Here is a 20,690-nt window from a genome sequence, read left to right as displayed (position 1 = left end):
TCAGGCTTCCGACATCCGACATCCGACATCCGACATCCGACATCCGACATCCGACGTCCGACGTCCGACGTCCGACGTCCGACTATTATTACTTCTTAACCGGCCGCGCCCAGCCCGTCACGTTACGCTGCTTGCCACGCGCTACGGCCAGTTCGCCATCACCCACTTCTTTGGTGATCACAGAACCCGCCGCCACGGTTGCCCCAGCGCCGATCTTCGCCGGTGCTACCAGCGACGAGTTAGAGCCGATAAAGGCGTTGTCGCCGATTTCGGTTTTAAACTTATTCACACCATCGTAGTTGCAGGTGATGGTGCCGGCACCAACGTTTACGTCCTGGCCGATTTCCGCGTCACCGATGTAGGTCAGGTGATTCACTTTCGAGCCTTTGCCGATGACGGATTTCTTCACTTCACAGAAGTTACCGACCTTGGCTTCGGCGTGCAGATCAGCACCCGGACGCAGGCGCGCATAAGGGCCGATATGACAGTCCGCTGCCAGTTTAGCGTCGTCGATATGGGAATAGGCTTCAACCTGAGTGCCTGCACCCAGGCGACTGTTTTTCACCACACAGTAAGGGCCGATGTGTACGCCATCTTCCAGCACCACGTCGCCTTCAAACACACAGCCGACATCAATCACCACGTCAGCACCCACGGTCAGGGTGCCGCGCACGTCGATGCGTGCCGGGTCAGCCAGAGAGACACCATCGCGCAGCAGGGTATCGGCCTGCTGGCGTTGATAGATACGTTCCAGTTCCGCCAGTTGCAGACGATCATTCACGCCCTGCACTTCGTATTCGTCCTGCGGGTGAATCGCACGCACGGCTACGCCCTGCTCAACCGCCATCGCAATAATGTCGGTCAGGTAGTATTCGCCCTGAGCGTTATTAGAGGACAACTGCGGCAACCAGCTGTTCAGGTGCGCTGCAGATACCGCCAGAATGCCGGTGTTCACCTCACGAATGCGATGCTGCTCCGGCGTGGCATCTTTGTGCTCAACAATGGCCTGAATGTTTCCGGCGTCATCGCGCACAATGCGGCCATAGCCGGTCGGGTCGGCCAGTTCAACGGTGAGCAGCGCCAGCGCCTGACCGTCGTGGGTTTCCGCCAGCAGTTTGGTCAGCGTTTCGGTGCGAATCAGCGGCACATCACCATACAGCACCAGTACCGTTGAGGCAGGATCAACATCCGGCATGGCCTGTGCCACCGCATGGCCCGTGCCTTTCTGTTCGGTCTGCATCGCCCAGCAGACATCGAAACCGCTGATCTGCTGCTGCACGGCTTCGGCACCATGACCAATCACCACGTGCTGTTTCGCCTGAGGCAGGGCTGCAGCACTGTTCAGCACGTGCGCCAGCATTGGCTTACCCGCCAGACGGTGCAGAACTTTTGGAAGATCCGATTTCATGCGCGAGCCTTTGCCCGCTGCCAGAGTAACGACAGCCAGTGTCATAGCGATGTATCCCGATAAAAATATGCCGCTATTCTAGGGCCTCATGACACGAATTCAATCAGAGTGCTATTCTTGGCCGCTTTCTAATAAGCAGCTCAGCAGATGGATATGCGCTCTCACTATTTGTCTCTTCTGGCGTTCAGCCTGATTTCCCTCGCCACCTTTTTTTCACCTTCTGCCCGCGCCGAAGCGGCCAGCGGTTTTTCACTGGGGCCGATACCGCAATGGGTAACTCCGGTTACTTACACAGCGGGCATTCAGCCACAGGGCGGACGCGGCGGCATTGACTACCTGCTGGTCGAAGCACAGCGCCGGGCCGGCGATGCCACGCAACCAAGGCAGACCTTTCGCCGTTTCCGCGAGCGAATTCTCAACCAGGCCGGGCTGGACGAAGAGTCAGAGCTGTACCTGTATCACAATCAGGAATACCAGCAGCTGACCCTGCATCAGGTAGACGTTATCCGCGACGATCAGGTGATTAACAAACTCGACTCGCTGGTGATTAACAGCTTTCGTGCCGAAGACCGGGCTGGCAGTCTGATTTATGACGGAGCCATTCGCACACATCTGATCATCGACGATCTGCGTATCGGTGATGAACTGGAATACAGCTACACCACCAGCGGCAGTAACCCGGTGTATCAGCAGCTGTATTCTGTCGGTCTTAAGGTGTCCTGGGGCGTGCCGGTCAATCAGGTTTACTACCGCGTACTCTGGCAGGGGCGGAACCACTGACTGTGGCGTAGGTGCTCGGTTTGCTCCTGGGTCAATGAAATCATCTGCTCTGCAACACTTCAACAAAGGCAACAACACTCTGAGTGTAGCTGCCTGATTGTATTTTTCCTGACAGATCTCATAACAACAGGAATAAACCGGCCGCACATTGTCACAGATCAGGTGTTCAGCAAATCATTCCGATAAACAGCGGACAAAACGTTCCGTCAGGTCCTGCAGAAACACCAGATAGCCATCTTCGCTGAGGCGGATATGCGCCGCCATCGGGTCGAGTTCACCACGGGCAATATCCAGACCACGCACCATGGAATCGATCAGCGCCGGGGAAAATTCAGGCTCGGAGAATACGCAGACCACATCACCAGCGGCCAGCTGCTGGCGCATGGCCTGCAGGGTTTTCAGCCCCGGCTTCTGTTCCGGTGACAGGGTGAACGAGCCCATCTGCTTAAGCTTCATCAGTTCCACCCAGTGATCATAGGCACGGTGAAACACAAAGAAGCCGCGCTGTTGCACGCCGGTCAGTTGCTGGTAGCTGCTCTCAATCTGGGCCTGCAGGGCATCCGCAAAAGGTTTCGGATCTTTGTCCAGCGCGCGCGCCAGCTCTGCCTGGGCACTCATTATGGTCAGCGGGTCCAGCCACCAGTGCGGATCATGGTGACCGTGTTCTGCATGGTCATGAACTTCGTCGTCGGCCGCCAGCGATGCCACATCGATCCATACTTTGTCTGGCCAGCGATGTACGAAGCCAGCCAGATATGGCTCGGCTTCCTCGCCAGCCCAGAAGATCACATCCGCGCTCTGCACTTTATCCACATCCGACGGCCGCAGGGAAAAGTCGTGCGGCGTCATACCGGTGGGCACCAGAACCTGCAACTCCTGAGTAGGAGTGATAGACGCCGCCACCAGCGCCAGCGGATGAACTGTTGCCAGGACCGCTGGACCAGCATGGGCCGCAGCACTGCCCAGAATGACCGTGGAGAGAAAGGCGCGCAGAAAAGTCTTCATTGTGAAACCACAGAAATATCGTAGAATTGCAACATTATAACCTAATCTGCGCAGCGTGGGCTGTGCTCAGCGAACAGAGAAGCCAAAACGCTATGAGCCAGAACATCTACAAGCATCACGATCATCATGCCTGCATAGATACCGCCGTCAGCCGTGCGCGCGATCTGTGTCAGGAAAAAGGTGTTCGACTGACTCCTATTCGCCAGCGCGTCCTGGAGCTGGTGTGGGCCAATCACAAACCGGTTGGAGCCTACGACCTGCTGCCACGACTGGCGGAGGAAGGCTTTAACTCGGCACCTCCGACCGTCTATCGTGCGCTCGATTTTCTGCTCGATCTGGGTCTGGTACATCGCATCACCTCACTGAACGCCTTTATCGGTTGCACACATCCCGGGGAAGATCACCCGACCTGCTTCTTCGTCTGTCGCCAGTGCGGACAGGCTCAGGAGCTGGATTCTGCCGAAATGAGTGACATAGCCCGACAGGCAGAAGCGCGTCTTGGTGTCGTGGTCGAGCAACAGATTACTGAGCTGCTGGGCCTGTGCCCGGCCTGCAAAGGTGCAGCATGAGTGAGGCTGTACTGCGTGCGCAGGGGCTTAACCTGGCGCGCCGCCATAAGTCGGTACTGACCGACATTCATCTGGAAGTGCGCCGTGGCCAGATCATTACCCTGATCGGCCCCAACGGCTGCGGTAAATCCACTCTGATTCGCGTACTGCTCGGTCTGGAGCAGGCAGACAGCGGCACAATAGAACGCAAGAGCGGTCTGCATATTGGCTACATGCCGCAGAAGCTCAGCCTCGACCAGCGCATGCCACTGACGGTCGAGGACTTCCTGCGTCTGACACGCCACGCCACCCGCGCCGATATCAGCTACTGGCTGCAACGCCTGAATATTGAAGTGCTGGCGCCGCTGTCGGTGCACGATCTGTCGGGCGGTGAATGGCAGCGGGTGTTGTTGGTGCGCGCAGTGCTGATGAAGCCCGACCTGCTGGTACTGGACGAACCGGTACAGGGCGTCGATGTGCAGGGCCAGATGGAACTGTACAACCTGATTCCGCAACTACGTGACGAACTCAACTGCGCAGTACTGATGGTATCCCATGACCTGCATCTGGTGATGGCCGCCACCGATGAAGTGATTTGTCTGAACGGCCACGTGTGCTGCTCTGGCCACCCGGATTCAGTATCCGTAGATCCAGCTTATCTGCAGTTGTTTGGTGCCCGCGGTGCAGCCCCGATCGCTCATTACACTCACCATCACGATCATCAGCATTGCGACCATGATCACCACCTGCACACAGGAGAACAAAATGACTGATGCATGGTGGCTGATGCCGCTGCTGGCAGGTCTGCTGCTGGCTTCTGTTGCCGGTCCGCTGGGCAGCTTCGTGGTATGGAAGCGCATGGCCTTTTTCGGCGATACCCTCGCTCATGGCGCCCTGCTCGGTATCACCTTTGGCGTGCTGACCGACATCAACCTGACACTTGCTCTGATCCTTGGCTCGTTGTTACTGGCACTGGTACTGCTGCCACTGGAACAGCGTTCACGACTGGCGTCCGACACCCTGCTCGGGATCGTCTCCCACTCGACCCTCGCTATCGGTCTGGTGACGCTTAGTCTGGCGCAAGGCGTACGTGTCGACCTGATGGGCTACCTGTTCGGTGATTTGCTGGCGGTAGCAGAGGCCGACGTCAGCTGGATCGCCATTGCCGCAGTGCTGACCGGCGGTCTGCTGTTCTGGCAATGGCGTGCGCTGCTTGCAGTCACCATCAGCCCCGAACTGGCTTCGATTGATGGCCATCCGGTTAAACGTCTGAATCTGTTGCTGATTCTGCTGCTGGCCCTGATCGTTGCGCTGGCAATGAAAGTGGTTGGCATCCTGCTGGTCAGCGCCTTGCTGATCATTCCTCCTGCGGCCGCCCGCTCTGTTGCCCGCTCACCAGCCCAGATGGCGCTGACGGCGAGCCTGGTCGGTATGGCTTCGGTCATGCTCGGTCTGTGGGCTTCATTCCGCTGGGATACGCCGGCAGGCCCGAGCGTCGTGGTATCTGCCACTCTGCTGTTTGCGTTGAGTCTGGTCGTGCAGGAAGTGCGGGAAAGAAAACGCGCCTGAAAGACAAAAAAAGACCCGGTCGCCATTGGGGGCAAACGACCGGGTTAACTTCGGATCATTGGGGAAGTACCGAAGAAAAAGAACTACCTTAAAACACCCTCGCTGCGCGATGTTCTCCGAGGAAAGAACCGCAGGAGTTACCCTTAATATAGTCAATACTTTTGCTACTGCCTGAAATTCGACCAATTTCTTTGTGTTTTTTTCTATCAGAGAAAAACAACAAAAAGTCACAAACTATCGGAGATGGCAGCATCCGGCCTCAGACCGGATGCTGAAAGATCAGCCCTGAGCGGACTCTTCGGTGGTGTCAGACTCGGCAGCCGGAAGTAACCAGCCATCAAGCACACGCTTGAGTTCAACCACACCATCACCGTTCAGCGACGAAAACGTCTGCACGCTGACCGGGGTTTTCACTTGTTTCATCGCTTTGCGTACCTGCAACAGAGCACTCTGCGCCGGGCCACGCTTCAGCTTGTCAGCCTTAGTCAGCAGAATATGCACAGGCATCTTCGCCTTCTCGGCCCAATCCACCATCGCGGTGTCGAATTCTTTCAGCGGATGGCGGATATCCATAAGCAGTACCAGACCCACCAGCGCATCACGCTTCTGCAGGTAGTTACCCAGCTCTTTCTGCCATTCATTTTTTACTGCTAACGGTACTTTGGCGAAGCCGTAGCCCGGTAAGTCCACCAGCGCCAGGGGTTTGTCGGCGATCTGGAAATAGTTAATTAACTGCGTACGCCCCGGTGTTTTACTGGTGCGGGCAAGCTTTTTGTTACCAGTCAGACGGTTCAGTGCGCTGGACTTACCAGCGTTGGAGCGGCCTGCAAACGCCACTTCGCGCTCGATTTCCGTCGGACACTGGCTGAGTTTGGCGGCACTCTTAACGAACTGAGTGTTGGTATAGGTCAATGATTCCTGAGCTATCATGGGGTAAACGTAATGACCGTCCGGAAATTAATGTTATATAATGCTGGGCCTTTGGAAGACGCACCCATCATATCACAGGGCGGTGACTCCGGGGCTAAGCTGTTTTAAAACTGTACTAAAACAAGCAAGAGAGAGTATCACCTATGAAAAAACTGGTTATGATGGCCGCTGTTGCAGCCGCTATGAGCGCAAACGTACAAGCCTTCGACGTTGCTGCTAAATTCCAGCAAACCTGTAATGCATGCCACGCCATGGGCGTAGCCGGCGCTCCTAAAGCTTTCGACAAAGCAGCATGGGAACCTCGCCTGGCAAAAGGTATGGATGCAATGGTAACCAGCGTCACCAACGGTCTGAATGCAATGCCACCGCGTGGTCTGTGCATGGACTGTACAGCCGATCAGTACAAAGAACTGATCACTTACATGTCTACGCCTAAGTAAGGCGAGACGTAAGAGTAGAAGAATTCACTTACAACCTGGACCTGATGATGAAAAACCTGTTGATTAGCCTGATCGTATCTGCCGGACTGATGTCCGTAGCTCACGCTGGTGACGCTGAAGCTGGCAAAGCAAAATCTGCTACCTGTGCTGCCTGTCATGGCGCTGACGGTAACAGCATGGCACCTACGTTCCCGAAAATTGCGGGACAGGGCGAACGCTACCTGATCAAGCAAATCAAAGACATCCGTGATGGTGCACGTTCTGTACCAGCTATGGCTCCGTTCGTAGCTGGCCTGAGCGACACTGACGTAGCAGATCTGGCCGCTTACTTCGCTGCACAGATTCCTACTGCCGGTGGCGCAAAAGAAGAACTGGTTGAACTGGGTGAAGCTATCTACCGCGGCGGCATCGCCGAAAAAGGCGTACCAGCATGTCTGGCATGTCACGGTCCTGATGGTAAAGGTGTAGCAGCTGCAGGCTTCCCACGTCTGGCTGGCCAGCACGATGCATACACAGCGGCTCAGCTGACCGCATTCAGCATGAACCAGCGTACCAACGACGGTGACAGCCGCATGATGCGCGACATCGCGTACCGCCTGCACGCAACTGAAATTGAAGCCGTTGCTTCATACATTCAGGGTCTGCGTTAAGCGTCGGTTACCCGATAGAAAAAAGGTGGCTCAGGCCACCTTTTTTTATGCCCGCGCATCAGCAACATTCGCCCTTCTGTCAGGAAGCGTCGGGATGCAGGCCTTGCCGGTGGGCAGCTATGAACCTTTGTGCAAAAATGCACTCTGAATTGACTATAAATAACCAGGGAGTTCCCCAATGTTTGCACAGGTGAGCAAATGGATCGCCGCTGCTGCACTGCTGATCAGCGCTGTAGCTCATGCAGAATACGAAGCCGGTAAAGAATACACAGTACTGGCTGAGCCGGTAGCCGTGATGGCCGATGGCAAAGTTCACATCGAAGAAGCCTTCTGGTATGGCTGCCCGCACTGTTTTCACCTGGAAGATGACATTGAGCCGTGGAAAAAGAATCTGGCGGCAGACGTAGCCTTCGAAGGCGTCCCTGCGATGTTTGGCCGCGCCTGGGTTGCACACGCTCAGCTGTACTATGTCGCTGACGTACTGGGCGTGCTGAGTCAGGTTCACGAAGACATCTTCAAGGCTTACCACATCCATGGTAAGAAACTGCTGAGCCGTGACGACCAGCGTGACTTCCTGGTAGAAAAAGCCGGTATCAGCGAAAAAGACTTCGATAAAGCCTACGAATCCTTCACCGTAAAAAGCCGCATGAAACAGGGTGACCAACGCATCCGTGCCTTTGGCATTTCCGGCGTGCCGGCACTGATTGTTCAGGGTAAATACGTTGTAACCGCCAGCACTGCCGGTGGTCAGAAGAACATGCTGAAAGTGGTCGATTACCTGATCGCAAAAGAGCGCGCAGCCCTGCAGGGTAAATAAGCGCGGATGAACAAACTCTGCACTCTGCAGGAGTTTGTGGCGGCTCCCCGGGCCGCCAACACCCTTCGTTTTCTTTCATTCAATATGCAGGTAGGCATCCGCACTGCCGCCTACCATCATTACCTGCTACGCAGCTGGCAGCATCTTTTGCCCAGTAAAGAGCGGCAGTATTCGCTGCAACAGATCGCAGCCCTGATTTCGCATTTCGATATTGTCGCGCTGCAGGAAGCCGATGCCGGCAGCTACCGCAGCAGTCAGTGTAATCAGGTCGCGCAGCTCGCTGATGATGCAGGTTTCCCCTACTGGTATCAGCAGATTAACCGCAACCTTGGTCGTGTGGCCCAGCACAGTAATGGACTGTTGTCGCGACTGCACGCCAGTCAGCAGGACCACCACGCACTGCCAGGTATCCTGCCCGGCCGCGGCGCCATGGTCTTGCGTTTCGGCGAGGGTGAGCAGCAGCTGGTGATCGCCGTTACCCATCTGGCGCTGGGTAAAAAGACCCAGTTCAGCCAGCTCGACTATCTGTGTGAGCAGGTTGGTGATGCCCGTAATCTGATCATTATGGGCGACCTCAATCAGGAGGCCGAAGTGCTGCTACGCGACAGCCCGCTGAGCAAGCTTGGCCTGCATGCCCCCCAATCCATGCCGACCTATCCGAGCTGGCAACCCCGGCGTGGACTGGACCATATATTCCTCAGTCAGAACCTCGAACTGGTCCGTACTGCTGTGATCAATCACCCTCATTCAGACCATCTGCCGGTGGCCGCTGAAATCCGCTGGCAGGCACCATAAAAGTTATTGCCGATAACCGGGCATAAACTGCGGCATTACCTATACTTATTTGCAGAATTGAACCTTTATCGTTAAGGAAACTGTTTAATGGCCGAGGGAACAGGAGCCTCTTCTGCCCGGCGCTGGCGGGATAAATATCTCGACTTGCTGGATTCTCACGAGAAACTGAAGACGTCCACCGAACAACAACACGACCAGATGCGTCGCGGGCTTGTCATGGTGTCCTTGTTGGCAGAAGGGCAATCAGGCAGCGTTGATAAGTCGCTGGGGGAGCTGCGTGAGTCGCTCAAACCCGGCGCTACAGGCATGACCCGCGTACTGGACGAACTGGAAAGAGCCGTCCGACGCTTCGAAGAGCAGAACGCGGCTCAGGCCGAAGTATTGCTCGGGCAACTGTCAGACGCCGCCGATAAGCTCAGCCGCTGTCCGTTGCCACGACCACTGATGAAGCGTGTAAAAACGGTTCGTAAGAGTGCCGCCAAAGAGCTGCAGACCTGGTCTGGCTATATCTCGCAACTGCAGAGCTGGATGCAGATCATGGGCGAGCTGGCCACGCTTGAAGGTTACGATGATGCACAGAGCAGCAAATGGTGGCAGAAGTGGTTTAAGCCTAACGACGATGCTGCCAATGATGAAGAGAACACTGAAGACAGCAGTGACGATACTGAACCTGGTTTCTCTCATATTGCCTCTGAGGTATCGGAAACACTGATCAGCCTGCTGTCACAGCCGGTCATTCCTGAGCGCCTCACCTATCACGCCGAGTCGCTTAAGAAACGTCTGCAGGATGGTCTGAACTGGTATGAGTTGGTTCCTTTGCTGGAGGACACCACCGATTTCCTGCTGCAGTGCCTGGGCAACAGTCAGACCGAGTTCGAACAGTTCCTGCAAAGCCTTGATCAGCGCCTGAAAGCTATCCAGATTCTGGTCACCGAAGCCAGCCAGAGCCAGAGCGAGCGCCGCCGCGCACGTCTGGACCTGGACAGCATGGTACGCGAGCAGATTGCGGATATACGCTCGGTGGTCACCGGCTCCGGCGACCTCGGTGAACTGGGCATCAGCGTGCGCGACCACCTGACGCTGATCGTACAGGCGATGGAAAAGTACCAGCAGGATGAAGAAGAGCGTGAACAGCGGCTGGAGGCCAAGCTGGCCATCCTGCAGGAGCGCCTGAATGAGATGGAAGCCGAAGTAAAAGAAAGCCGTGTAGCCATCGAAGAACAGAAACGACTCGCCACCCATGACAACCTGACCGGTTTACCCAACCGCGAAGCCTACCAGAGCCGTCTGGAAGAAGAGCTGATGCGCCGTCACCGCTACGGCAACGCCCTGTCACTGGCGATCTGCGACGTCGACCATTTCAAACGCATTAACGATGGTTACGGTCACCTCGCCGGCGATAAAGTATTGCAGCTGATCGCGCGCAGCCTGCGTAAGAACCTGCGCGACATCGACTTTATCGCTCGCTACGGCGGCGAAGAGTTCGTGATTCTGATGCCAGAGACCAGCGTCGATGACGCCATGGTGGTGGCGGAAAAACTGCGTCATACCATTGAGGCCAGTCCGTTCCACTTTAAGAAGGAGCGGGTCCCCATCACCATTTCCTTTGGGGTCACCGAATTCCTGGCACTGGAATCACCGGACACCGTTTTTGACCGTGCGGATAAAGCGCTTTATCGCGCCAAAGAGGAAGGTCGCAACCTGTGTCATAAAGGCTGATCTTGCATTTTTCTTTCGTTTTGATAACTTTCCGAAACTTTTATTTCGAAACGAAAGAAATGCCCAAGCGTAATACCGTCCAGCGCCGCCATGGCATCCTTGAACAACTGGCCAGTCAGGGTCAGGTGCAGGTTGATGAACTGGCGCGGACCTTTGATACCTCTGAAGTCACGATTCGCAAAGACCTCGCTCAGCTGGAAAAGAGCGGCCTGCTGCTGCGTCGCTATGGCGGTGCGGTGCAACTGCCCGCCGAACTGACCCAGCCGGCAGCGGAGAGTGCTGAATCCCGCCAGGAAGTTTCGTTTCGTAAGCAATCAATTGCTCTTGCAGCAGCCAGCTGCATCCGCGATCACAACCGTATCATCATCGATTTCGGCACCACCACCGCAGCCCTTATTCCACAGTTGCAGAATAAGCGTGGCCTGGTGGTGATGACCAACTCACTTAATGTGGCTGCCGCCATTCGTGAACTGGACAACGAGCCAACCTTATTGATGAGCGGCGGAACCTGGGACCCCCATTCCGAGTCCTTTCAGGGGCAGGTCGCAGAACAGGTTATTGCCTCCTACGATTTCGACCAGCTGTTTATCGGTTGTGATGGCATCGACCTGACGCGAGGCACCACCACCTTCAACGAGCTACTGAGTCTCAGCCGGGTGATGGCAGATGCCGCCCGTGAAGTCGTTGTTATGACCGAAGCAGACAAAGTCGGGCGGCGCATACCTAACCTCGAACTACCCTGGTCATCGGTAACCACTTTAATTACCGACGACCGGTTAACACAAATACATAAACAACAAATAGAAGCACAGGGCGTGCGTGTCATCATCGCGCAACCTGTGCAGGGAGAATAAGCAAATGTGTGGCATTGTTGGCGCTGTTGCCCAGCGCGATGTAGCAGATATTCTACTGGAAGGTCTGAAACGACTGGAATACCGCGGCTATGATTCCGCAGGCGTGGCCGTGATTGATAGCCGCGGTGAGCTCAGACGCCTGCGCCGGCTGGGTAAAGTACAGTCGCTGGCCGATGCCGTACATGCCAGTCCGACGCCAGGCGGTATCGGTATTGCTCACACCCGCTGGGCAACCCACGGCGAGCCTTCCGAAGCCAATGCCCACCCTCACATGTCCGGCGATATTGCCGTGGTACACAACGGCATCATCGAGAACCACGAAACCCTGCGTGACCAGCTGAAAGCTCAGGGTTATGTTTTTACCTCGCAAACGGATACCGAAGTCATCGCCCATCTGGTCGAGCGCGAGCTGAAAAGCGCCGACTCCCTGCTGGCCGCAGTCATGGCCGCCCGCACTCAGCTGCACGGCGCCTATGGCATGGTGGTGATCGACCGTCAGCAGCCGGATCGCATGATTGTCGCCCGTTCCGGCAGCCCGCTGGTTATCGGTTTCGGAATCGGTGAACACTTTATCGCCTCCGATCAGCTGGCCCTGCTGCCAGTAACCCGCAAATTCGCCTTCCTGGAAGAAGGTGATGTAGCGGAGATTACCCGTCAGAGCGTCTCGGTGTTCGACAAAAACAACGAAGCCGTTGTACGCGAACCCCAGGAAAGCACTGTCGAGCACGATGCCGGTGATAAAGGCGAGTTCCGCCACTACATGCTGAAAGAGATTTACGAACAGCCACAAGCCATCGCCAATACCCTGGAAGGTCGCCTGTTCAATGGCCAGCTCAATCTCGAAGCACTGGGCGACCTGAGCGATATCGAACAGGTGCAGATCATTGCCTGTGGTACCAGTTACCACGCTGGCATGACAGCCCGCTACTGGATCGAAGAACTGGCTGGCGTCGCCTGCAACATCGAAATTGCCTCGGAATTCCGTTACCGCAAATCCGTGGTGCGGCCGAACAGCCTGCTGGTAACTATTTCCCAGAGCGGTGAAACCGCCGATACCCTGGCCGCCCTGCGTCTGGCCAAAGAGCTGGGCTTTGCCCGCAGCCTGACCATCTGCAACGTGCCGGGTTCGTCACTGGTGCGTGAATCCGATATGGCGCTGATGACCCGCGCCGGCGCCGAAATCGGTGTAGCTTCCACCAAAGCCTTCACCACCCAGCTGGTCGGCCTGATGCTGCTGACGGTGGCACTGGGCCGTGGCCGCGGACTGAGCACCGACAAAGAAAAACAGATCGCCGATGCCCTGACCCACCTGCCGGGTCTGATCGAGAAAGCACTGGGCATGAACAGCGCTATCCAGCAGCTGGCGGAAAACTTTGCCGAGAAGCACCACGCGCTGTTCCTCGGTCGCGGTGACCAGTACCCGATTGCGATGGAAGGTGCGCTGAAGCTGAAAGAGATCTCCTACATCCATGCTGAAGCCTACGCCGCCGGCGAGCTGAAGCACGGACCACTGGCGCTGATCGACTCCGAAATGCCAATCGTAGTAGTAGCACCGCATAACGACCTGGTGGAAAAACTGAAGTCCAACATCGAAGAAGTGCGCGCCCGTGGCGGCGAACTGATCGTGTTTGCCGACGAAGCCGCCGACATCCGCCCGGAAGCCAATATGCAGGTGATGGACGTACCGCACTGCGACGACATCGTGGCACCGATTCTGTATACCCTTCCTCTGCAGTTACTGAGCTACCACGTGGCGGTGATCAAAGGCACCGACGTCGACCAGCCGCGCAATCTGGCGAAGAGCGTGACGGTCGAGTAATGCGCCGCATTCTGAGCACCATCATGTCGCCGTTAAATAAAGTTTGATCATTTTAAATATAGTTTGATATTTAAAAACAAAGTATGATAAAAATATCCCCTACCTGCTTTCCCCCGCAGGAGGGGATATGTCCGATACCGACAAGCCACTCGACCCGTCCGATGAGAAGCGCCTTAAGACACGCGGCTCTGGCATGGGTAAAGACTATATTCCGTTCATCTGCATCCAGGACCTGAGCAGCTCCGGCGAAAGCATCCGCATTCCTGGCCATACAACTGGCCGAGCCCACCACCTGTTGTCCGGTATTGAACTGGGTGCATTCATCATTTTCGACTGGAATCCTCAAACGCGAGATATCCGTGAACAGTTTCCAATACCCGTCAGCGATACACTCACCATCTGTCAGCAGCTAGGGATAAAACATCCTCAACTTCGGGGAAAACTCAAAGTTGTTACCACAGATCTGCTTATAGACTTCAACAGCGGCCGCAAGATGGCTCTTGCTGTAAAGCCAGTTTCGACATTGAGTGACGAGCGCACTATTGAAAAACTTCAGATAGAAAAAACCTACTGGGAAGGATGCGGCGTTGAATGGAAGCTATTCACTGACCGTGAAATATCAAAACCAATGAAGGAAAACCTACTTTGGTTAAGGCCTGCGCTGCATGATGCTCCAGAGCAGACTGTCATCGATAGAGAAGAAGTTAAGTCTCTACTGGAACGCCTATCTGAATACGCAGGACTTACAGCAACCCGGATTTGTGCTCGTCTGGATGATCAGTATGGTGTTGAACCCGGCTCTCACTTACAAACTCTTCGCTATGGAATAGCACGGCACTTGATAACAGCACCTATCCAGACGTCTTATCACGACTGGAAATGCTCTGAGCTACAACAAACATCGCAGGCTATTACCAGCGTGGGTGCCTATGCAAATTAATCAGGTACTTCAATCACCTACTCAAGGCCAGCGCCTCCGCGTAATTGGTTTAGAGCCTGACGGGTATTACTGGGTCATTGATATTGATGAGGAGAAGGCCTGGCCAATTCATGCATCGGAAAGCGAGCTCGAACTTTATGAAGCCATCCCTGACCCATATATACCACCAGTTGTAGAGGCAGGAAGTGTTGCCGAAGCACGTCGGGATGAAGCTTTTGCAGCTATTAGCCCCCTGCTTGAACATCACAGCAAGCTTTTCGACAAAGCGTCCAGAAACGCCTTGATCAAGAAAGTGCTAGAGAACTCCAGCAGACCACGCTTGTATATCACCAGAGCATTGCGCCGATTTTGGCAACGAGGGATGGTTCCAAACTCACTGACTCCGGACTACCAGAACAGTGGTGCAAGAGGTAAACGCCGTAGAAATCCGACCACTAAGGTAGGGCGCAAACGTTCTGTATCACCCGGCCAAGGAATAGTCGTTACCGAAGAAATAGCTGACATTTTCCGCTCTGCTATTGAGCTCTATTATCTTGTTGGCAAAAAAGTCCCTCTCAGCCAGGCACTAACTAAAGCCCATGGAGTGTTAAAAACCCGCTATCCCACACTCCTTCCGGAAGATCTGCCTACCCAAGGTCAGTTTCACTACTTTTACCGAGCCAACTATCAAAAGCATGAGGTCGAAAGACGCAGAATGCCGGCGCGAACCTACAACAAAGACGTATTACCCCTTACCAGTACAGCTACAGCGTTCAACTTTGGACCAGGCGCACGCTATGAAATTGATGCAACGATCGTTGATATTTACCTGGTATCGGAAAAGGACCCCGAACGAATCGTCGGCAGACCCACACTCTATCTGGTGAAAGATGTCTTCAGTCGCATGATTGTTGGCATGTACGTTGGCTTTGAGAATGCTTCATGGGTCACTGCAGCAATGGCACTCGCCAATGCCTTTTCCAGCAAGGTCGAATACTGCGCACAGTTTGGTGTAACCATTACCGAGGAAATGTGGCCATCAGTGGGCATTCCATCCAGTATTTTGGCTGACCGTGGTGAATTGCTGTCTCGGCAGGCAGATACTCTGGCCAATCGCTTTGGAATACAGATCAGCAACTCACGAGCTTACCGGGGGGACGATAAAGGAATCTGTGAGCGGCACTTCAACACTATTCAGTCCGAGTTCAAGCCTTATGCTCGTGGCATTGTCGAGGCAGTCAACGGCAAAAAGCGCAGCGGCAGACGTTATGAACTCGATGCCGAACTCAGCCTTTCAGCGTTCACAGAAATGATGATCCATCTGGTTATCAGACATAACACAACTCATGTGGTTGATAACTATGATTTTGCCCGGGATATGCCAGAGGACCTGGCTGCAGTCCCACTTGAGCTCTGGAACTGGGGCATCAAAAACCGTACTGGAAAATTGCGCGCCTGTGACGACAAGCTTGCGTTGATAAACTTACTTCCCAGTGAGAAAGCGACGGTATCAGAAGAAGGTATTCGCTTGCGTAAACTCACATACACCTGTCAGAAAGCCCTGAAGGCGGGGTGGTTTGATCGTATCAAACAAACTCGCCCGTCCGAAGTCGAGGTCTCTTTTGATCCCAGAAACACAAACTTAATCTATGTAAGACCAAATACCAGCTCTGGAGTCATCTGGCATGCCGAACTATCAGACCGAAGCAGACGTTATCAAGACATGACGTTCTCAGAAGCTGCACAAATGTTAGTCGCTAAAGGGCAAGCCGAAGCAGCAGCCAAGCAACGCAAAGCCTTTAAAGCTCCAGACACCCAGAGTGTGATCGAAGACATCATTCAGCGAGAGCGGAACAAGAAGCCGAAAGCGTCAGAAAAGTCTGCATCTGAACGTCTGCTCGGTATCAGGGATAATCGTCGCACAGAACTGGCTGATGAACGTCAGCGTACCACGCTGACCAAAGCCAAGTCTTCGCAAGTCAAAGAAAAGCCAAGCGTGATCGATATACGCACCCGCAAAGAAGCTGATATCTCGCTTGATTATCCAGACCTGGACCAAATACTAGGGAGCGATGATGATTAAGCACCAGCAAGCTCAATATATCCCGGCTGAAATCTCTGACTATGAGGGGCATCCATTAATCAATGCTCTGCCTCCCATGATGTCGCTTCATGACGCAGCAACAGTGCTCAACCGCATGCCACATATAGATGAAGCTGAGAAAAAGCTGCCTAGCCACATCCGCAGGCATGCCATGATGCGCATTCTCGACCAGTTTTTGTATCCAACAAGAGCCCACTTCCAACTGGAACAATCGCTGTCATCGATGATTCGAAGAGGCTACTTGAGCCGCAATATTGCTGATATCAGCCATCAGCACAATCTGGACGAAGCAGCCCACACTGATTTCAAATCAGCCAGTCGCAATGCAGGTAATGAGTCACTGGTTAGCTCAGTCATTGGCAGCTCCGGAACGGGTAAATCAACAGCGGTCGAGGCCATTCTGCGCAGCTACCCGCAAGTTATCTATCATCCTGATTACCAGCACACCCAGCTTGTCTGGCTGAAAGTAGAATGCCCTCACGATGGTTCGGTCCGTCACCTATGTATCAACTTCTTCCGCGCCGTTGACCAAGCCCTAGGTACTGACTATCAGCAGCTATACGTTAAAGCACGCTCTACACCGGAATCCATGCTTGGTAGCATCGCACAAATAGTAGCGCTCCACTCTGTAGGGTTACTGACCATTGACGAAATCCAGCACCTCGACACATCGAAGTCTGGTGGTTCTCAGAAGATCCTGAATTTCTTCGTGACTCTTACCAACGTGATAAAAGTGCCGGTTCTATTCATTGGCACACCCAAAGCATTGGATCTGTTTTCACCAACCATGCGCTCGGCACGGCGCGCAGCCCAGTTTGGCAGTGTGAATTGGGGACGCCTTGAGCGTTCTGACCAATCTGCCAGAGACGCCGAATGGGAAAAATTCATTAAGCGTCTGTGGAAACTACAGTGGTTTGAGCACCCTACACCACTGACTGAGCACATGATTAAGTTGTTATGGGATTACACACAAGGCATCCCACACATTGCGGTCCTCTTGTTTTATCTGGCCCAGGCACGTGCCGTCGTGGCAGGTCGCGAGATACTTGACCAACGCTTGATTGAAAAAGTTTTCCATGAAGAACTGGCCATCATTCATCCAATGATCAAAGCGCTGCAAAGTGGTCGTAAAGAGGAAATCCTCAAATACTCGGATCTTGATATCCCGGTAGAGCAGTTTCGCACAACAAGTACCTTCATGCCTGAGTCGGAACAGATTATCGAACCCCCGCAACCCACCAGTACAGAAACAAAACCCTCAAAGTACCAGCAGCTCATCAATATGCTGGAGCAAATGGGCATTGGGCCGGATATCGCGCCAATCGTTGCAGAGCAGGCTATTGCTGAAAAGCCGGAGGAGGATCTGTTTGGATTAGTTGCCCATATTCGTTCGCTTCGGGAAAAGCAGCCTCCGACACCCCAGAAGCCCAAGTCCAAAGTAACCAAGTTGACGCCGAAGTATCTGAAGGATGACTTACGTCTGATGCGCCAAAATGATAGCAGCACTACATACGAACAGTTAAAAAAGTCAGGGGTTTTGATTGATTTGGGTTGTTATCTATGAGTAGCGATAATGGAAGAAGCTGCCCTTCAGCGGGACAACGGTTTCACCGAACTGGATGCCACCCTGCTACAGGAAGCTGGGGTTCTACACCCATCCGCCATTTACTCTGAAGAAACTGGTGGCGATTCAGTTCGATATGTCTCTGCAAAATTTTCCCAAAGCCCAACTAGGCGAACTACTAGGTAGCGTACTGGCTCGCTGCGCACATCAACTTGGTTTAGCAGAAGACAAAACCGTTTTAGAAGTGCTTTTCGGCTCACACAACATCGTTCCATCAGCACTGCTCCAGGGCCATATATGGCAGTTATTAAGTCGGGTTGGCCATATATGGCAGACCAGCCCAGAACAGTTACTTCAGGAACACTCGATACTTCCGGTGTTTCGTCCTTTCATCGACAACGCCCATTACCAGTCTGTTCAACTAGATCTGATCAGTGCGAAAACCAACCCTGCATCATTTCGATCTGGTATAAATGCTTCTATTATCCGATGGCCCACTCACTATCGGGCATGTCCGGTGTGCTGGCACGAACAAAAGCAATCTCTCGGTTTTACTTACTGGCAACGGCTTTTCCAGTGCCCTGGCGTCGATTGTTGCCCGACTCATCGATGCAGTCTGGTAACAACAACGCTGGCTCTGCAACCATCACGCCGCCATCACATCACGGGGGCTCACGAAGCAGGCACACTTTCGGCCGTATCGCTGGCAGCATCCAATGTAGAAATCCAAATTTCTCAGTACATCCAGCAGCTAATGGATTACAAGGATAAAACTCCTGAGATCAAACAATGGTCTAGCTTTTACAGCAAACTGGCCAAGGAATTGGGTTACATCCACAAAGGCCGTATTGATCACCAAAGAATAAAGTCGAAGGTCGTGCAGCACTGGGGGATAGACTGGCTTGAACGTCATGGACTTACCTTGGAAAAGGAGAACAACTGGTTGTTGGCGATGTTCCGCCAACACAGGAGAGCCTTTAGCTACCTTCAACATCTCTCATGCTGGATGGCTCTTATTGATACGCCATTTAATATCCATGAGATTATCAACGAAGCCTGCTCTGCATCAGGTACAGACCGAACTAAAAGGAGTTATACATCTCCAAATGCAGAACGCCGGAAAGATGAATATCGTCAGCTATGGATCGAACAGCTCAAACAATTTGAGACCTTAAAAGAAATACGCGCAACCAGAGAAGGTGCCCGAATATATTCCTGGCTTTACCGCTATGAACAGGGATGGCTTATGACGCATAAGCTCCCGAAATTAAGGCAAACCCGAACGCAAAAAGTTGACTGGCTAGTGCGTGACAAACAGCTTGTCCGCTCATTGCTATATACCAAATGCAGAACGGATGAAGACCTTGAGCTACCACGAAAGTCTGTTGCTTGGTATGCACAACAAGTGCAGGCAAGAGCAATTTGGGATCGGCACAAACAGAAGCTTCCACTCTGCAGGGCATTTATGGCACGTTATGCTGAATCCATAGATGAGTATCAGGCACGCCGGCTGGCATGCGTCATGATCAGACTGATCAAGTCCAGACGGAACAATATCGCGAGATCTGAAATTGAAAGAATTGTTGGCATCAATAAAGAGCGTTGTCGCAGGGCTACGCGAAGGATTATCGAATGCGACTTACCAACCTGGCAGAGCTATCAGGAAATTCCCAATCAACACCAAGCTTGAAAGCATAGGGCCAATTTTTTTCAGTAAGCCCGTCATTGGAAGACTCCAAACCAACGTCAGTATCCGCTTTTCTGGTCAACTTAAAACACATGTACCATACGAATTAATCCCCATGCTAGTCATAGGTAACACCTATGAAGGTAAAGAGACATTTCCACCGCAAAAATTCGATAAATTGAAAACGAAGATCCATAAACGGACAGGCGAGTATCAGGATGATGAAGGTACCTGGTGGTTAACGTTTCAAGACAGCAATCAGAAAACTATTCGTATCCGCCAGTTAGAGCTTGCCAGGGCCTTGTTCCTGCACAACCCGCACCTGATAAGAGCCGCATTCCGACCGAATGGGCTGGGTAGTATTGCTCATGCACGCCATCTTGACGATTACTTCAGTGAAATACAGTTTCACACACTTGCAGACTATCCGGCATCAAATCTGCGTAGCCAAAGCGTTCTCGACCATTTGATATGGCTCTATTTCGATGAGGAGGGGAAGCGGAGTTTTCACTCGATCTATAGATGCCTTCAAAATGGATCTTCGGAAATCTGGAATTTCCAATTCATACCGCCAAACCTGAATGGTTGGCAGCTAGAAGTTTACGGCAGATGGGGCGATGAACAGGATTTTGTTGCTGACAGTATTAAAGCAGTTGGTCATCCGGGGTTTAATTTTTGGTTCATCGCGCTTTACCGGGAAACGCTGCTTTTATCTTCAGAAAGAAGTATTCGTTGTCCCGGTAGCCATAGGCCATCCGCTTGATGACCTTTATCTTGTTATTCATCCCTTCCAGGACGCTGGTATTCATCCGGTAAACAGCGCTGGCGATAATGCCTTCGATATAGCCTTTGAGGCGTCTGGCAAATTGCTGAACCGGCGCCAGCCCACTGCTCATTGCCAGATTCAGCCAGTCCTGCCAGCGTTGCTTGGCTTCGCCCTCTGAAGGGGCGTACCAGAGCTCTTTGAGCTGGTCTTTGAGTACGTAGACGGTCATCAAAGGCTGGTTGGCTTGCAGCAACTCTTCGAGCTTCAGAGCCTGTTCATCTTGGAGGTTGGCCCGGTTTCTGAGCAACAGCCAACG

At 53.4% G+C, this 20,690-nt stretch carries 20 protein-coding genes; 16 read left to right on the top strand and 4 right to left on the bottom strand.

Annotated elements, in window-relative coordinates:
* Nucleotides 1–88: 88 nt before the first annotated feature.
* Complete coding sequence (gene glmU, locus I9W95_RS09955) at nt 89–1,453, bottom strand: bifunctional UDP-N-acetylglucosamine diphosphorylase/glucosamine-1-phosphate N-acetyltransferase GlmU (protein WP_225674403.1); 1,365 nt, start codon at nt 1,451–1,453, stop codon at nt 89–91.
* A gap of 108 nt (nt 1,454–1,561) precedes the next feature.
* Between glmU and I9W95_RS09950 the strand changes: the two genes are divergently transcribed.
* On the top strand, nt 1,562–2,188 hold the full coding sequence (locus I9W95_RS09950) for a DUF3857 domain-containing protein (protein ID WP_225674401.1): 627 nt from the start codon (nt 1,562–1,564) through the stop codon (nt 2,186–2,188).
* Between the two features lie 174 nt (nt 2,189–2,362).
* Here I9W95_RS09950 and I9W95_RS09945 read toward each other — a convergent pair whose 3' ends face one another.
* Nucleotides 2,363–3,193: a metal ABC transporter solute-binding protein, Zn/Mn family gene (locus I9W95_RS09945; protein ID WP_225674399.1), complete on the bottom strand. Its 831-nt coding sequence runs from the start codon at nt 3,191–3,193 to the stop codon at nt 2,363–2,365.
* A 92-nt stretch (nt 3,194–3,285) separates the two neighbouring features.
* Between I9W95_RS09945 and I9W95_RS09940 the strand changes: the two genes are divergently transcribed.
* From I9W95_RS09940 to znuB, 3 genes are read left to right on the top strand one after another with little or no spacing between them, the layout of a single operon-like run.
* Nucleotides 3,286–3,762: a Fur family transcriptional regulator gene (locus I9W95_RS09940; RefSeq protein ID WP_225674397.1), complete on the top strand. Its 477-nt coding sequence runs from the start codon at nt 3,286–3,288 to the stop codon at nt 3,760–3,762.
* Entirely contained in the window at nt 3,759–4,514 is a 756-nt protein-coding gene (gene znuC, locus I9W95_RS09935; RefSeq protein WP_225674395.1) for a zinc ABC transporter ATP-binding protein ZnuC, read from the top strand. Before I9W95_RS09940 ends, znuC begins: the two co-directional genes overlap by 4 nt.
* A complete protein-coding gene (gene znuB / locus I9W95_RS09930; protein WP_225674393.1) occupies nt 4,507–5,310 on the top strand; it encodes a zinc ABC transporter permease subunit ZnuB in 804 nt (267 codons plus the stop codon). The genes znuC and znuB overlap by 8 nt, the downstream gene beginning before the upstream one ends.
* Nucleotides 5,311–5,589: 279 nt before the next feature.
* Here znuB and yihA read toward each other — a convergent pair whose 3' ends face one another.
* The gene (gene yihA, locus I9W95_RS09925; protein ID WP_225674391.1) at nt 5,590–6,240 is read right to left on the bottom strand and encodes a ribosome biogenesis GTP-binding protein YihA/YsxC; all 651 of its coding nucleotides are present in this window, start codon (nt 6,238–6,240) and stop codon (nt 5,590–5,592) included.
* Nucleotides 6,241–6,383: 143 nt separating this feature from the next.
* Here yihA and I9W95_RS09920 point away from each other — a divergent pair, with 143 nt between their 5' ends.
* The 12 genes from I9W95_RS09920 (at nt 6,384) to I9W95_RS09865 (ending at nt 20,371) form a co-directional block, all read left to right on the top strand.
* Entirely contained in the window at nt 6,384–6,680 is a 297-nt protein-coding gene (locus I9W95_RS09920) for a c-type cytochrome (protein ID WP_225674389.1), read from the top strand.
* A 47-nt stretch (nt 6,681–6,727) separates the two neighbouring features.
* A complete protein-coding gene (locus I9W95_RS09915) occupies nt 6,728–7,330 on the top strand; it encodes a c-type cytochrome (RefSeq protein ID WP_225674405.1) in 603 nt (200 codons plus the stop codon).
* A 178-nt stretch (nt 7,331–7,508) separates the two neighbouring features.
* Complete coding sequence (locus I9W95_RS09910; RefSeq protein WP_225674387.1) at nt 7,509–8,147, top strand: thiol:disulfide interchange protein DsbA/DsbL; 639 nt, start codon at nt 7,509–7,511, stop codon at nt 8,145–8,147.
* A 6-nt stretch (nt 8,148–8,153) separates the two neighbouring features.
* Entirely contained in the window at nt 8,154–8,942 is a 789-nt protein-coding gene (locus I9W95_RS09905; protein ID WP_225674384.1) for an endonuclease/exonuclease/phosphatase family protein, read from the top strand.
* Between the two features lie 87 nt (nt 8,943–9,029).
* Nucleotides 9,030–10,661 carry a GGDEF domain-containing protein gene (locus I9W95_RS09900; RefSeq protein WP_225674382.1) on the top strand — a complete coding sequence of 544 codons (1,632 nt, stop codon included), beginning with the start codon at nt 9,030–9,032 and terminating at the stop codon, nt 10,659–10,661.
* 59 nt (nt 10,662–10,720) lie between these two features.
* Nucleotides 10,721–11,515, top strand: a complete 795-nt coding sequence (locus tag I9W95_RS09895; protein ID WP_225674381.1) for a DeoR/GlpR family DNA-binding transcription regulator — start codon at nt 10,721–10,723, stop codon at nt 11,513–11,515.
* Nucleotides 11,516–11,519: 4 nt separating this feature from the next.
* Nucleotides 11,520–13,334, top strand: a complete 1,815-nt coding sequence (gene glmS / locus I9W95_RS09890) for a glutamine--fructose-6-phosphate transaminase (isomerizing) (RefSeq protein ID WP_225674379.1) — start codon at nt 11,520–11,522, stop codon at nt 13,332–13,334.
* Nucleotides 13,335–13,461: 127 nt separating this feature from the next.
* Nucleotides 13,462–14,274, top strand: coding sequence for a TnsA endonuclease N-terminal domain-containing protein (locus tag I9W95_RS09885; protein ID WP_225674377.1), 813 nt, complete (start codon nt 13,462–13,464; stop codon nt 14,272–14,274).
* A complete protein-coding gene (locus I9W95_RS09880) occupies nt 14,264–16,336 on the top strand; it encodes a transposase family protein (protein ID WP_225674375.1) in 2,073 nt (690 codons plus the stop codon). Before I9W95_RS09885 ends, I9W95_RS09880 begins: the two co-directional genes overlap by 11 nt.
* Nucleotides 16,326–17,921, top strand: coding sequence for an ATP-binding protein (locus I9W95_RS09875; protein WP_225674373.1), 1,596 nt, complete (start codon nt 16,326–16,328; stop codon nt 17,919–17,921). The genes I9W95_RS09880 and I9W95_RS09875 overlap by 11 nt, the downstream gene beginning before the upstream one ends.
* 118 nt (nt 17,922–18,039) lie before the next feature.
* A complete protein-coding gene (locus I9W95_RS09870; RefSeq protein ID WP_225674371.1) occupies nt 18,040–19,611 on the top strand; it encodes a TnsD family Tn7-like transposition protein in 1,572 nt (523 codons plus the stop codon).
* The gene (locus I9W95_RS09865) at nt 19,493–20,371 is read left to right on the top strand and encodes a hypothetical protein (RefSeq protein WP_225674408.1); all 879 of its coding nucleotides are present in this window, start codon (nt 19,493–19,495) and stop codon (nt 20,369–20,371) included. Before I9W95_RS09870 ends, I9W95_RS09865 begins: the two co-directional genes overlap by 119 nt.
* Here I9W95_RS09865 and I9W95_RS09860 read toward each other — a convergent pair.
* On the bottom strand, nt 20,289–20,690 hold a 402-nt coding region (locus I9W95_RS09860), incomplete at its 5' end, for a transposase (protein ID WP_225674369.1). The two genes, I9W95_RS09865 and I9W95_RS09860, sit on opposite strands and share 83 nt — an antisense overlap.

Origin of the sequence: Thalassolituus marinus (genome assembly GCF_020320395.1) — a bacterium.
In the GTDB taxonomy this organism is placed as follows: domain Bacteria; phylum Pseudomonadota; class Gammaproteobacteria; order Pseudomonadales; family Oceanobacteraceae; genus Venatoribacter; species Venatoribacter marinus.
Note: the sequence above shows the minus strand (reverse complement) of the source record. Positions and strands in the feature narration are given on the sequence as shown.

Bases quoted from the DNA above. Each gene is read 5' to 3' on its own strand.
- glmU (WP_225674403.1), bottom strand. From the start codon at position 1,453: ATGACACTGGCTGTCGTTACTCTGGCAGCGGGCAAAGGCTCGCGCATG.
- I9W95_RS09950 (WP_225674401.1), top strand. From the start codon at position 1,562: ATGCGCTCTCACTATTTGTCTCTTCTGGCGTTCAGCCTGATTTCCCTC.
- I9W95_RS09945 (WP_225674399.1), bottom strand. From the start codon at position 3,193: ATGAAGACTTTTCTGCGCGCCTTTCTCTCCACGGTCATTCTGGGCAGT.
- I9W95_RS09940 (WP_225674397.1), top strand. From the start codon at position 3,286: ATGAGCCAGAACATCTACAAGCATCACGATCATCATGCCTGCATAGAT.
- znuC (WP_225674395.1), top strand. From the start codon at position 3,759: ATGAGTGAGGCTGTACTGCGTGCGCAGGGGCTTAACCTGGCGCGCCGC.
- znuB (WP_225674393.1), top strand. From the start codon at position 4,507: ATGACTGATGCATGGTGGCTGATGCCGCTGCTGGCAGGTCTGCTGCTG.
- yihA (WP_225674391.1), bottom strand. From the start codon at position 6,240: ATGATAGCTCAGGAATCATTGACCTATACCAACACTCAGTTCGTTAAG.
- I9W95_RS09920 (WP_225674389.1), top strand. From the start codon at position 6,384: ATGAAAAAACTGGTTATGATGGCCGCTGTTGCAGCCGCTATGAGCGCA.
- I9W95_RS09915 (WP_225674405.1), top strand. From the start codon at position 6,728: ATGAAAAACCTGTTGATTAGCCTGATCGTATCTGCCGGACTGATGTCC.
- I9W95_RS09910 (WP_225674387.1), top strand. From the start codon at position 7,509: ATGTTTGCACAGGTGAGCAAATGGATCGCCGCTGCTGCACTGCTGATC.
- I9W95_RS09905 (WP_225674384.1), top strand. From the start codon at position 8,154: ATGAACAAACTCTGCACTCTGCAGGAGTTTGTGGCGGCTCCCCGGGCC.
- I9W95_RS09900 (WP_225674382.1), top strand. From the start codon at position 9,030: ATGGCCGAGGGAACAGGAGCCTCTTCTGCCCGGCGCTGGCGGGATAAA.
- I9W95_RS09895 (WP_225674381.1), top strand. From the start codon at position 10,721: ATGCCCAAGCGTAATACCGTCCAGCGCCGCCATGGCATCCTTGAACAA.
- glmS (WP_225674379.1), top strand. From the start codon at position 11,520: ATGTGTGGCATTGTTGGCGCTGTTGCCCAGCGCGATGTAGCAGATATT.
- I9W95_RS09885 (WP_225674377.1), top strand. From the start codon at position 13,462: ATGTCCGATACCGACAAGCCACTCGACCCGTCCGATGAGAAGCGCCTT.
- I9W95_RS09880 (WP_225674375.1), top strand. From the start codon at position 14,264: ATGCAAATTAATCAGGTACTTCAATCACCTACTCAAGGCCAGCGCCTC.
- I9W95_RS09875 (WP_225674373.1), top strand. From the start codon at position 16,326: ATGATGATTAAGCACCAGCAAGCTCAATATATCCCGGCTGAAATCTCT.